Source organism: Candidatus Methylomirabilota bacterium, from assembly GCA_036001065.1.
Lineage (GTDB): Bacteria > Methylomirabilota > Methylomirabilia > Rokubacteriales > CSP1-6 > MNEF01.
Genome location: DASYUQ010000088.1, coordinates 1 through 12295 on the forward strand (window position 1 = coordinate 1; position 12295 = coordinate 12295).

Annotated in this window: 15 protein-coding genes; 10 read left to right on the forward strand and 5 right to left on the reverse strand. The window is 66.7% G+C overall.

Annotated features, from left to right (window positions below; genetic code table 11):
- Both VGV13_07810 and VGV13_07815 read right to left on the reverse strand, forming a co-directional pair.
- Complete coding sequence (locus VGV13_07810; GenBank protein ID HEV8640987.1) at positions 1-2493, reverse strand: MASE1 domain-containing protein; 2493 nt, start codon at positions 2491-2493, stop codon at positions 1-3.
- 144 nt (positions 2494-2637) lie between these two features.
- Positions 2638-3684 carry an MASE1 domain-containing protein gene (locus VGV13_07815; GenBank protein ID HEV8640988.1) on the reverse strand — a complete coding sequence of 349 codons (1047 nt, stop codon included), beginning with the start codon at positions 3682-3684 and terminating at the stop codon, positions 2638-2640.
- Between the two features lie 445 nt (positions 3685-4129).
- Here VGV13_07815 and VGV13_07820 point away from each other — a divergent pair, with 445 nt between their 5' ends.
- The 8 genes from VGV13_07820 (at position 4130) to VGV13_07855 (ending at position 8934) form a co-directional block, all read left to right on the forward strand.
- Complete coding sequence (locus tag VGV13_07820) at positions 4130-4585, forward strand: heme-binding protein (GenBank protein ID HEV8640989.1); 456 nt, start codon at positions 4130-4132, stop codon at positions 4583-4585.
- Between the two features lie 16 nt (positions 4586-4601).
- Complete coding sequence (locus VGV13_07825; protein ID HEV8640990.1) at positions 4602-4952, forward strand: hypothetical protein; 351 nt, start codon at positions 4602-4604, stop codon at positions 4950-4952.
- A gap of 277 nt (positions 4953-5229) precedes the next feature.
- Entirely contained in the window at positions 5230-5385 is a 156-nt protein-coding gene (locus VGV13_07830; GenBank protein HEV8640991.1) for a hypothetical protein, read from the forward strand.
- Positions 5386-5739: 354 nt separating this feature from the next.
- On the forward strand, positions 5740-6354 hold the full coding sequence (locus tag VGV13_07835) for a TetR/AcrR family transcriptional regulator (protein ID HEV8640992.1): 615 nt from the start codon (positions 5740-5742) through the stop codon (positions 6352-6354).
- Positions 6355-6356: 2 nt separating this feature from the next.
- Positions 6357-7118: a hypothetical protein gene (locus VGV13_07840; GenBank protein HEV8640993.1), complete on the forward strand. Its 762-nt coding sequence runs from the start codon at positions 6357-6359 to the stop codon at positions 7116-7118.
- 83 nt (positions 7119-7201) lie between these two features.
- Positions 7202-7840 carry a hypothetical protein gene (locus tag VGV13_07845; protein HEV8640994.1) on the forward strand — a complete coding sequence of 213 codons (639 nt, stop codon included), beginning with the start codon at positions 7202-7204 and terminating at the stop codon, positions 7838-7840.
- A gap of 10 nt (positions 7841-7850) precedes the next feature.
- Positions 7851-8360, forward strand: a complete 510-nt coding sequence (locus tag VGV13_07850) for a TlpA disulfide reductase family protein (GenBank protein HEV8640995.1) — start codon at positions 7851-7853, stop codon at positions 8358-8360.
- A 79-nt stretch (positions 8361-8439) separates the two neighbouring features.
- The gene (locus VGV13_07855) at positions 8440-8934 is read left to right on the forward strand and encodes a redoxin domain-containing protein (GenBank protein ID HEV8640996.1); all 495 of its coding nucleotides are present in this window, start codon (positions 8440-8442) and stop codon (positions 8932-8934) included.
- Between the two features lie 231 nt (positions 8935-9165).
- Here VGV13_07855 and VGV13_07860 read toward each other — a convergent pair whose 3' ends face one another.
- Both VGV13_07860 and VGV13_07865 read right to left on the reverse strand, forming a co-directional pair.
- Positions 9166-9783 (reverse strand): response regulator, encoded by a 618-nt coding sequence (locus tag VGV13_07860; protein HEV8640997.1) that lies wholly within the window; start codon positions 9781-9783, stop codon positions 9166-9168.
- Positions 9780-10310 (reverse strand): GatB/YqeY domain-containing protein, encoded by a 531-nt coding sequence (locus tag VGV13_07865; protein ID HEV8640998.1) that lies wholly within the window; start codon positions 10308-10310, stop codon positions 9780-9782. The genes VGV13_07860 and VGV13_07865 overlap by 4 nt, the downstream gene beginning before the upstream one ends.
- 103 nt (positions 10311-10413) lie before the next feature.
- Here VGV13_07865 and VGV13_07870 point away from each other — a divergent pair, with 103 nt between their 5' ends.
- Together VGV13_07870 and VGV13_07875 are read left to right on the forward strand one after the other, a co-directional pair.
- The gene (locus tag VGV13_07870; GenBank protein ID HEV8640999.1) at positions 10414-11016 is read left to right on the forward strand and encodes a hypothetical protein; all 603 of its coding nucleotides are present in this window, start codon (positions 10414-10416) and stop codon (positions 11014-11016) included.
- A 209-nt stretch (positions 11017-11225) separates the two neighbouring features.
- Entirely contained in the window at positions 11226-11720 is a 495-nt protein-coding gene (locus VGV13_07875; GenBank protein HEV8641000.1) for a hemerythrin domain-containing protein, read from the forward strand.
- An 89-nt stretch (positions 11721-11809) separates the two neighbouring features.
- On the opposite strand, the gene VGV13_07880 is transcribed toward VGV13_07875, so the two are convergent.
- Positions 11810-12064, reverse strand: coding sequence for a hypothetical protein (locus VGV13_07880; GenBank protein HEV8641001.1), 255 nt, complete (start codon positions 12062-12064; stop codon positions 11810-11812).
- Between the last annotated feature and the right edge of the window lie 231 nt (positions 12065-12295).

Below are 12295 nucleotides of genomic sequence, written 5' to 3' on the forward strand. Positions count from 1 at the left end.
CTAGGGGGCGTGCAAGACCTGCTGGATCAGCCTGCGCACTTCTATCAGGGACGGCTTGGTCAGACTGGGAGCGCCGCTTTGCGCGAGAAATGCCATGGTGTCCGGACTGAGGGCGTCCCCTGTGAGGAAGATCACTCGCCGGAGGAGCCCCGGGTGGTGACGTTCAAGCTCGCGGTACAGCCCTGGCCCGTCTAGCCGGGGCATCTTGATGTCGCTCAGGATGACATCAAACGACCGCTCCCGTAACATGTCCAGGGCCTGCTCCCCGTTGGCGACCGTCTCCACCTGATAGCCGTCGCCGACGAGCATCTCCGCCAGCGTCGCCGCGATTTCGGGCTCATCGTCCACCACCAGAATCGCCTTGTCCCGGATCGCAGGCAGCGATTCGCTCGGGGGCGTTTCCGGTGCGCCGGCTTGTCGCTCCGCCAGGGGCAGTTCAACCCGGAAGACCGCCCCCTGCCCGGGGTGGCTCTGCACTCGGATCGTCCCGCCGTGAGCCTCGACGATTCCTCGGCAGAGCGCCAGTCCCAAGCCGGTCCCCTGGCCCGGAGGCTTGGTGGTGAAGAAGGGCTCGAAAATCCGCGCATGGATCTCAGGGGGGATCCCCGGCCCCGTATCGGCGACTTCGAGCCAGACGCGTCGCTCGCTCTGATCGTGCCGGGTCGTCAGGGTGAGCCGACGCGGCACCGGCCGCTCACGCATGGCATGGTGGGCGTTGGCGATGAGATTCACGACGACCTGATGAAGCTGATGGGAATCGGCCCAGAGCGCGGGGAGGTCCGGGGCCAAGTCCAATGTCACCTCCACGTCGTCCACGTGGAGCGAGTACCCCAGCACGTCGACCGCTTCCTGGAGCACGCGGTTCAGCCTCACCTCCTGGCGCTCCTGCGGATGCTGGTGGGCGAGCGCGAGGAAGTTCCGCACGATTCGCACGCACCGGTCGGCGGCGCTAGAGATCTTCTTGGCGCGCTCGATGAGCGGCCCGCTGGGGGCGGACCGGCGCAGAAGCTCCGTCTGGCCCATGACGACCGCGAGCGGATTATTCAACTCATGCGCCACGCCCGCGAGAAGCGAGCTCATCGCTGCCAGCTTTTCGGTCTGCCGAAGCGTCTCGTCCGTCCGTTTGCGCTCGCTGGTGTCGCGGATGACACTCGAGACGAAAACGCCTTCTTCGGTCTCGAGGGGGCCGAGGCTGATCTCCACCGGAAACTCGGTCCCATCCTTGCGCAACCCGTACAGCTCCATCCCTGCGCCCATCGGCCGCACCCGCGGATTCGCGAAGTACCCCTGCCGATGCTGGAGGTGCCTTAGGCGGAACCGCTCGGGAACGAGAACATCCACCGGTTGCCCGAGCAGCTCCTCCCGGGAGTAGCCGAAGAGCTTCCCCGCTTGCGCGTTGACGAGGACGATCCGCCCCTCCTGGTCGACGATGACAATGGCGTCCGGAGCGAACTCCAGGAGTCCCCGGAACTTCGCCTCCGCGGCCTCCAAGGCTTCGTTGACCCGCACCAGCTCGCTCGTTCGTTCCTTGACCCGCGTTTCCAGGTCGTCGTGCGCCTTTCGGAGCCTGGCCTGCGCTTCCCGGCGCTCGGTGACAACAGCAGCGATGGTCAGGACCGTCACGGTCACGATGCCCACGAAGGCCTGCAACAGCAGCAGGGATTCATTGATCGTTTGCCTCACAAACGGGCCGAACCCGTGGACCGTGTCCCACACCGCGATCCCCGAGGTGATGACCGCCGCGGTCGCCGCTTCCCGGGGACCGAATCGAAACGCGGCCCATACCAGCCACGGAATGGGGACGAATACCAGTGGATAGTGTGCGTCCTTAGCGAGAAGCCATCCCCCGAACCCGATCCGGCCCGCGATGAGCAGCGACACGAACAACAGCGCCGCTTCGGCCCGCGGGCGGGGAATCCAGCCGATCTGGAACCGCTCGCTCCACGTCAGCAGCAGGGGAGTCACGAGAAGGACGCCAGCCGTGTCTCCCAGCCACCACGTGAACCAAATGGTCCCGTATGCGGCCGACGGTGAGATCCCAGCCAAACTGATGATCGTCGGGCCCACGCTCGGACTCACGAGGCACGCCAGGAGCGCCACGGCCGTAAATTTGAAGACGTCTTGGGCACGGTTGAACGGACTGCTCGAGCCGACAAACCGCTGAAGCAGGAACCCGCCCACCACGGCTTCCAACGCGTTCCCGATGCCGATAGCCCAGGAGACCATGACGATCGTGACGACGCCGGCCGCTTGATTGGCGAGAAACGCCACGACGTTCGCCAGGAATGCCCCGAGCGTGATACCCGGCCAGACGCGATACCCCGCCAGGAGAACCGCGGCCAAGGCGACTCCCGACGGCGGCCACACCGGCGACGCGTTTGTCTTCTCGAATGCCAACTGCAAGCTGAGGCTGGCCGCCCCGTAATAAAGGGCAGCGACAACAATCACCTGGATGGCCCACTGCCGCCGGGATGGTCGCGAGAGAAAGTTCATCGGATGGTCGAGGTCTGGCTCTCCGAGCCCAGTCTGAGTGAAGCGTGGCTCCTTTTGCAACTTTCTAGACGAGACAGTGTTAGCAAGTCAATTCCGGATCGCGTCCGCTCGGCGAACGCCTCCAGTTCTCTGGCCGACGCGCGGCTAACCGGGATAGAGCTGCGGGTAGTGCCGCTGCGCGCACTCGGGGCACAGCCCGTGCGTGAACTTGGCCTCGGAATGCTCCTGGATGTACGCTTCCAGCCGGATCCACAGGCCCTGATCGTTGCGGATCTTGTTGCAGTAGCTGCAGATACGTAGCAGGCCCCGCAACGTCTTGAGGCTGTCCATCAGGCCTTCGCGCTGCTTCTCGGCGTCGCGGCGCTCGGCGACGACCGCCGCGACGGTCATGGTCGTCACCGCAATGGTCCCCATGAACACCTGCAACAGCAGCAGGGACTCGTTGGGGGTCCCCCGGGCGAACGGCCCAAAACCATGCAGCGTGCCCCAGAGCGCCAGGGCGGACAGGGCCACCGTCGCCGTCGCCGCCTCGCGCTGACCGAACCGGAACGCCGCCCACACGAGAAGCGGGACACACAGGAATTCCAGCGGAGAATTGTTGATACCGGTCGGCAACCACCCGCCGAACACGACCTGACCCACCAGCAGGAGTGACAGGACCAGGAGCAGGGCCTCCCATCCCTGCTCGCGCGGCCACCGCCAACGACGGTTGACGCTCCAGACCAGCAGCGGCGGAGCCACGATCAGGGCGCCGGCCGCGTCACCCAGCCACCACGTCCACCAGATCGATCCGTACGCGGCCCAGCTGGCAAAGCCACCGAGCGTGAGACTGGTGACGCCGACGGTGGCGCTCACGGTCGTGCTCACGACGCCGGCCAGGACCGCGAACTTGAAGATGTCCCGCGCGCGATCCAGCGCTCGGGAGCCGTTGGCGAATGTGTTGACCAGGTACGCGCCCACCACACCCTCCAGCGTGTTCCCGGTCGCGATGCCCATCGAGGTGGCCACCGAGCCCACCGTGGTGATGTTCACCAGGAAGGCGCCCAGCAGAATGCCCGGCCAGACGTGATAGCCGCGCACGAGGAAGGCAGCCAACGCGATTCCCGTGGGTGGCCAGACCGCGGTGGCGCTGGCGTGTACGAAGGCCAGCTGGAGGCCGAGTTTGCCGGCGACGACGTAGGCGGCGGCCACGATCGCGAGCTCCGCCAGCCGCGCGAAAGTGCGGGCGCGTGCCCGCGAGGCTCTCCTCGGCCTCGCGCCCCCCGTTGCCTCGGCGGGCGCCGGCACCGGATGCGATCCTTCCTTACACGCGGCATGCGTTCTGGGCACGACGGATCAAGGATGGTGCAACGTGGGTGCCAGAAGCCTATAGGTGAGGGATTACGCGGTCTTTTCCCGAGACAAGCACGGCCCGAGATCGAACAGCGCGTGCCAGGCTGACCTGCGCCACCCGGGGCCCGCTCGACGAACGCCCGAGCGCGCGCGTGATGCCGAGAGGGAATGCACGCTCAGTCGATTTTCTCTTGCCGCCGCCGCAACGCCTGGGTATAGTCGGCACCCCGATCGGACGTGTTCGCTTTTCGGTAGGCCCGAGCCCCGGCCGTAACGGGACCGGTCCCAGCCGAGGAGGATCGCGGTGGCCGGGATCACCCTGCACCAGGCGACAACCCTCGTGGAGGCGGCGCTCCGGAAGGCTCGGGAGTCGGGCGGTGCGCCGCTGGCGGGGGCCGTCCTCGACGACGGGGGGCGCCTGAAGGCCTTCGCCCGGGAGGACGGCGCCGGCATCATCCGTCCCCAGATCGCCATGGCCAAGGCCGGGGGCGCGCTCGGGTTGGGCGTCGGGTCCCGGGCGCTGGCGCGCCGGGTGGCCGAGCAACCCCAACAGCAGCCTTTCTTCACCGCGCTCAGCGCCATGTCCGGGGGGCGGGTGGTTCCGGCGGCGGGCGGTGTGCTGATCCGCGACGGCAGCGGCGCGCTGATCAGGCGCGGTCGGAATCTCCGGCGACGTTTCGGACAAGGACGAGGCCCGGCAGCGCTGGCCGGCATCGAGGCGGCCAAGCTCGCGGGCCACTGGCTAAGAGTCTTGAGCTAGCCAAGGAGCACGACCGATGAAGATCCACCGGCTCTACGCGGACAAGAACGGCGAGTCGCATTTTCAGGACGTGCCGGTCGAGTTCAACGAATCCTCCCGGAGCGGGCGGCTGTCGGCGCGCCTGCCGGCCACCGGGATCATCTTCCGCGAGGTGTCGCCCGACTACGACCTCGACTGGCATCCCGCCCCCCGGCGGCAGTACATCATCAATCTCGACGCGGGGGTCCAGCTCACCGCCAGCGACGGTGAGACGCGCCAGATCGGCGCCGGCGAGGTGATCCTCGTCGAGGACACGTGGGGCAAGGGCCATCTCTCCAAGGCGCTCGAGGGGAAGCTGCGCCACTGCATCTTCGTCACGCTCGACTAGTGCCGTTCCAACTATTCGCGCCTAGGAAGGCACCGTGTACGTCGTTCGTGGACAGATTTAGTATCAACAAGTTGGAACGGCACTAGGAGCCGACCATGGCCACCGTCATGCCGAAGACCGCCAGCTGGTTCACGTACTTTCCCGAGGACTATCGCTGGTCGTCGGCGGTCTGTGGGATTTTGAGTAGCGCGCCCTACGGCGGGAGCGACATCGGTGAGGTCGATCGCGCCTGCCGTCCGCTCAGGAAGCACCTGGGGGACGACGAGGCGTGGTCCCGATGGCCGACGCGCAGGCGCTGTTCGACGCGGTGGGATCGGCGGACAAGACGTTCCGCGTCTTCACCACCAAGGAGGGCGGCTCCCAGCACTGCCAGCGCGATTATCTGACCCTCGGCGTGAGCGTCATCTTCGACTGGCTGGCCGAGAAGCTCTGACGAGGTCGCCTTAGGAGTTCTTCCGTGCCGGTGGGAAAGCCTCCCGCCTGCCCATCCGGGCGCCAGGCGGCGTTGCTCGCTAACCACCCGTCTTTCCTGGCCGAGAGAGTTGGTACCCGACTTGCGTTTGCTCCGGACGGTCGGAGACGGGATGAAAATCTTCTTACAGCTACTTGGTCCGGCGCTCGTGTTCATCGTGATCATGACGGTCCTCGCCATGCTTCCGGCGCTCTTGATCCACGCGAAGTAAGCCCCCCAAACGAATCCCGAAATTCCCGCTTGACACCGGCGCACTCCTGGACATACTTGAAAGCAGACTGCGAGTATGATTTTTAGTCTGATCGGGAGGCTGGCGTGAAACAGCAGCGCGGGAAGCCCCGGCGGGTGAATCGGGCCCACCTGATCAGCATGGCGGCTGACCTGTTCCGGGCCAAGGGGTTCGATGGCACCACCCTGGAGGACATCAGCAAGCAGACGGGTGTGTCGCGCTTCAAGCTTTACGCGTGGTTCGGGAGCAAGGAGGGGATTCTCAAGGCCGCCTTCGACGCCACCTGGGCGCACATCAACGAGAAGGTGGTGGCCAAGCTCGGTCCCGAGCTGAACTTTCGGCAGACGCTGGACGTCCTCCTCTCTGTCACCCTCGATTTCGCCGAGCGGCGTGACCCGATCGCGGCGCTGTTCCTCCAGTTCTCCAGGCGGGAGGGCATCGACGGGCACCTGCAGCCCGAGGTCCTCCGCTTCAACCGAATCCTGGAGAACGCGATCAACCGGGCGGTGGAGCGGGGAGAGATTCACCCAATAAGGCCCCCGCTGCTCAGGAGCATCCTGTTCGCTCTCGGGGAGGGACTCTTGTACCAGGCGTACCTGGCCGAGAACCGCCCCGGCGTCGAGGTGGGCTTCGAGCTCACAGAGATCCCCCAGGCGCTGATGCGAATCATCGAGCCGCTCTTCACGACGGAGGTGCGTTAGCTATGAAGACGCTGCTGACTCTTGCCGTGATCTTCGCAGTCGCCATCCTCCCGGCGCCGGCCCGGGCTGGAGAGGCCGGAGAGGTTGAAATCAACACGCCAACCCTGCCTGCCACCGCGGATGTGCTGACGCAAGTCAACACGCCAGGCGTCCGGGAGGTGGAGATCAGAGGGCTCAACCTCACCCCGCAGCAGGTGAACGCCGCCTTTCTCTCCACCAATTCGGCGGCGAACGTGCTCGTGCAGATCGGAAGCCAGCTGCGCCCCGGACAAGAGGTTGATTTCCGGACCGTGGATGGCCAGCGGTTTCGCGTTCAGAACGAGGACGGTCAACTCCGCGTGCGCGTGAGAGACACGGTGGTGCAGAACCGGGCCGCATTGGCCAACTTCTTTTCGACGAATGAGGTCGCTCGCTTCGGTCGCGTCGAGGTCCGAGGCTTCGACGCGGCCGGGAACCGGGTCCGCCTGGAAGCGCGGAACGGCGTCGTGAAGAAAGACGAGATCAGGGCGGCCCGGAGCGGCCGCGGGCGCGAAGGGACCAGCGCCAGTATCAACAACGAGCGCGCGACGGACCGCGGCCGAGATCTCGATCACGGCATCCGGGGCCGCGACCGCGCCGAGCTCGAACACGCCAGGCGAGACAACCGGATCGAAAAGGCCGATCGCCCCGAGCGGGTCGAGCGAGCGCAGCGGCCGGAGAGGATCGAACGGCCGCAGAGGATCGAGCGGGTGGAGCGCAGCGGCAGCAACTCGGGGCGGCACTGACCAGAGGGTTGCGCCGGGCTGACGACATTCGCGGACGACGGACGCCTATGGGCGTATAGTAGCGGCCCGAGGAGGAAGTTTCAGTGAGGGGCTCCTGGCCGCTCCTACCCGTTGTGGTGGTGGTTGCGCTCGCCCTGCTGCCGGGGCCGGCCTCGGCCGGGCACTTCGGCCATCGGGCCATCGTGGTGGTGAAGCCGGCGCCGAGCGTCTTCCCGCGAACGGTCGATCCGTGGAAGGTCTGGGGTTTCGTCAATCGCCGGCATGTCTTCGTCCATCGGTCGCCCGCTGTTTTCGGGAGCCCGGGGTTTGCTGGATCCTTCTTCCCGTCCATCGTTTTGGCGCCCCCGACCGTCGTCTACGCGCCGCTGCCCGACACCTATATGCCAGCCTCGCCCCCGGCGATGGCGGTCCCGTCGCCGCCGACGGTGATCGAGTATCCGACCGGACGCTACGAGCTCCGCGGAGACGGGGTCACCACGGCGTATGTGTGGGTCTGGGTGCCCAAGCCGCCGCCGCCGCCGGCCGCGCCGCCCGCCCCTCCCACGGCGCCGTCCGAAGCCCCGCCTGCGCCATCGGCGGCCGCGCCCACGGCCGAGCCCCGGCCGGCGGGCCCACCAAGCGAGATCTACAACTGGACCGACGAGCAGGGCGTGACGCACTGGACGAACAAGCTCCAGAAGATCCCGGAGCGTTATCGCTCCCAGGCGCAACGGCTAAGCTGAGCGAGGCTTCTTGAGCGCGATCCTCCTCCTGGCCTGCCTTCTGGCCCTGACGGCTTCGCCCGGCGCCGCCCAGGATTCCGCGGTCTTCATCCTCCCCGAGCGGACTCCGGCCCCGCCATTCACGTTGCCCGATCTGTCGGGCCGGACGGTCAGCTCGGCGCAGTTCGCCGGCAAGGTGGTCGTGCTGAGCTTCGGGGCGACGTGGTGCCCCACCTGCACGAGCGAGCTCAGAAGCCTCGAACATCTCCAGTCACGGTTCCCGAACGACGTGGTCGTCTACTTCGTGGCCCTCGATGGACGGGGCGAGGCGGACGTGAAACCGTACATGGACAAGAACGGTCACCGCGTGCCCGTGCTCCTCGACCCCCGGATGGCCGTCGCGCGGGAACACGGCATCCGCTGGATCCCGGTGACGCTGGTCATCGACCGCCAGGGGACGGTGGTGGGCCGGGCCATCGGGCCGCGGGAATGGGATGCCAAGGAAGCGCTCGATTTCGTCCAGTCCGTGCTGAAGCGCTGAGGGCTTCGGCCGGCGGAGGGACTGGCTCATGAGGCGTACTGGACTCGCGGCAACAACACTGGTCGTGATCCTCGTGGTGATGGGCGCGTTCGCCCCGGTCGCGGCCCTCGAGGTCGGGGACAAGGCCCCGAATTTCACCCTGCCGGCGACGACCCAGGAAAAGTTCTCGCTGAGCGAGTTCCTGGGCAAGAAGAACATCGTGCTCTTCGGGTTCATCGGGGCGTTCACCCCGACTTGAACGCGGGAAGTCGCCGCTCTCCAACTTGATCTCCCCAAGTTCGAGAGCCGCAATGCCCAGGTCGTGGGCATCAGCACCGACTTTCCGATGACCAACGCGGCGTGGGCGGAAAAGATGGGCCTGGCGTTCCCGCTGGTCAGCGACTTCCCGCGGCAGACGCTGGAGACCTACGGGATCCTCGACACCGACCCCAAGAGCCGCCTCTACCGGTACGCCAAGCGCTCGTACCTCATCATCGACAAGGCCGGGATCGTCCGCTACAAGAAGGTGCTCGACAATGCGCGGGAGCTCGTGCCGAACGACGAGCTCCTGGCGGAGCTGGACAAGCTGCGGTAGCGCGACCCTCCGGGCCCGCTTGTCGGGACAACCGAACCATCTCTGACGCTGTCGCTGAATAGTCGCTCCGCGCGAGGAACTCGACGGTCAGCGCAGGGACCGAAGTGCGGGCGCGGCTCTCACTCCGTCGGGGGCGCGGCGCTCGCCTTGATCCGGCAGGCGCTGCGCGATCCGCAGGGGCCCGGTCACGCCGGACCGAGGAGGTGGCGGGCGGAGCGACGAGTCAGTCGGTCAGGGCGAGGCCCCGCGGAGTCTATCAATCTGAGGCGTGATGTGCTTTTCCCGACAGGGCGGACAAATCGTGTGAGTGAACTGCGCTTCGGAGTGCTCGGCCACATACCGCTCGACGCTCTGCCAGTAATTCTGGTCGTTGCGGACGTTCTTGCACCAGGCACAGATCGGTAGGAGCCCCTGGAGCTGCCGCACCTGCCCCAACGCCTGTTCGAGGGCTATCACGCGATCGGCCAGCGCCTGCCGCAAGCTCAGGATACGCGCACCGACCTGAACACGCGCACGAAGCTCGGCGGCGCGAAACGGCTTCGTGATGTAGTCGTCCGCCCCGGCCTCGAGGCCAGCGACCACGTCTTCCGGTCGGTCCTTCGAGGTGAGGAGGATCAGGTACGGGGGGGCGGGCGTCGGCCGCTCCCGGAGCACTCGACAGACCTCAACCCCTTTCATCTTGGGCATCATCCAATCCAGAATGGCCAGGGGGAACCCGCCGTTACTCTCGAGCTGGTGGAGGGCTTCAGCGCCGTCCGCAACCTCGGAGACTTCGTACCCCGCCTTCTCGAGCGTGATGCGAACCAGCCGACGGAACATTGCGGTGTCGTCAGCGATCAAGACCCTCATACGGCCTTCTTTCCCTTCGCTTCCCGTATGGCGAAGAGCTCCTCGGCGATCCGCTTCACGTCGGCGGCCTCCACCTGTCCCTTGTGCGTCCTCATGACGTCGCCCACCAGGCGCCCCACCTGTTTGGGGTCGGCGATGCCGAGGGCGGTCAGACGCTCCCCGACCAGGGCCCGCAGCGCCGCCTCGTCCAGGCCTCGGGGCAGGAAGCGCTGGCAGACCTCGAGCTCGAGACGGAGCTGGGCGGCGTGGGCGGCGCCGCGCTCGCCGACCTTCTCGTACTCCGCGAGCGCCCGCTGGAGCTGCTTGCGGTAGGCGCTGATCACGTCGAGGACGAGCGCGTCGTCGATCTGTCCCGAGAACCCCTTGGCGGTCCGCCGCTCCACCAGCCTGGTCTTGAGCATGCGCACCACGTCGGCGGTGCGGGTGTCCTTGTCTCTGATGGCCTGCTTCAACGTCTCGTTGAGCGTCTGCTCGAGCCCCATCGCCCCCAGGGTACACCAGGCCCCGGGGATGGTGAAAAATGCCACGTAAGAAGTGCAAGCCTTCTTCTCTCCCGGACGCGACCGAAGGCATCGGTTATGCAACTTCCGGCCATCGGACTTTGCGAACTCGCACTGAGGAGCGTCCGCCATGGAAACGGGATCTGAGAATCCGTCGACCTTCGAGGCTGGGCGCAGGCCGTGGCCGGTGGTATGGAGCGCCGTGTGGGTGGGAGCCCTGGCCGCGCTGGCGGTCGGGCTCATCATCGGTCTCCTCGGCTTCGCGGTCGGCGCGCATGAAACCGCTCGGTTCGCGAGGTGGAGCAACGTCACGCTGCTCACCCTCGTGTTCAACGTCGCCGGCGCCTTCTTCGCGTTCGTCGTGGGGGGATGGGTGGCGGCGAAGATCGCGGGGCTCCGGCGCTCCGAGCCGGCCATGCTTCATGGTTCGATCGTCTGGCTCCTGGCCATCCCTCTGTTGCTGGCAGCGGCCGCGCTGGGCGCCGCCGGCCACTACGGAGGTTGGTACGGAGGACTGGCCGGCACCCCCGCCTGGGCGACGTCCGTTCCGCCGATCGACCCCGAGTGGGCCAGGGGTGTGCGCAACACGGCGCTGGCGACCGTGGCGGCCCTCCTGCTGGGGCTGGTCGGCAGCGTGATCGGTGGCTGGATGGCCTCGGGCGAGCCCATGACACTGACCTACTACCGCCGGCGAGGCGTCGCTCGCTCCGATCGTCCCCGGATGGTGGCGTAACGAGAAATCTTAAACGGAGGAAAGAGACCCATGGTGCTCATATTGCTCTGGCTGCTCGGCGTTCCCTTGAGCCTGATCCTGATCCTGTTCCTTCTCGGCGTCGGGCGATAGCGGCCGTCCTCCCGACCACTACCGCCTGCCGAGTGGCACCGCCCTTGCTCGATTTCCCGCCCGTTCGGCGCGAAATTCCCGGCGGGGGAGGCGACACCATGACGGCGACGGAGCTCCTGAAGAAGGATCACAGCGAGGTCAAGAAACTGTTCACGCAACTGGGCCGCACGACGACCCGCGCGGCCAGGAGGCGGGAGGGACTGATCGACAAGCTCGCCGAAGAGCTCGAGATACACGCGCAGGTCGAAGAGGAAATCTTCTATCCGGCCATGAAGGAGTCCGGCGAGGGTGAGGATCTCGTTCAAGAGGCCCTGGACGAACACGGCGAGATGAAGCGGCTGATGGCCGAGCTTCAGGGCATGGATGTCTCCTCGGACGACGTCGCCGCCAAGGCGGAGGAGCTCCGGGAAGCCGTCGTGCACCACGCGACCGAGGAGGAGCGAGAGATGTTCCCCCTCGCCAGGAAGCGACTGGGGACCGAGGAGCTGAGCCGTCTCGGAGAGCAGATCCAGTCGCGAAAGGCGGAGCTGAAGGGCTCGCCCGTCCAGCGGGCGAAGCACACCATCAAGAAGGGCATCCGCAAGATCGCCTAGTGCCGTTCCAACTATTCGCGCCTAGGAAGGCACCGTGTACGTCGTTCGTGGACAGATTTAGTATCAACAAGTTGGAACGGCACTAGCCCTCACGCCGGCGTCGTGAGCCACCAGACGACGCCGAGGAGCAGGGCGGCCAGAACGGCCAGGTGCGTCCATTCCATCAGGGAGAGGTTCCCGAGGGCCGCCCGGTCGGGAACGAGGTCGGGGTTCAGTCGGAGGATCAGCGCGCCCGTCGCCGGAAGCGTGAGGGCCAGGATCATCACGGCGACGCGCGCCGGACCCTCGGTCCCGATGAGTCGGACGAAGAGCGCGGCGGGCAGCGCGAAGAAGAGCACCAGCACGCCCAGGAGCGCCGTCAGCCGGGCGCCGGCCGGACGCGAGGGGGTACGGGGGCCTTCTGTTCGGCATCGCCTGGCACTTCTAACCCATCTCGACGCCACTGACAATCTGTAGTTCTTGCCCGGGAGTTCCCGCGGTTGCTGGCACGGGTCTCGCTTCGAGGGGCCGGGATGGACGTCTCGCGACGAGACGTCCTGCGCATTTCCGCCGGCGCGTCGGGCACGGCGCTGGGC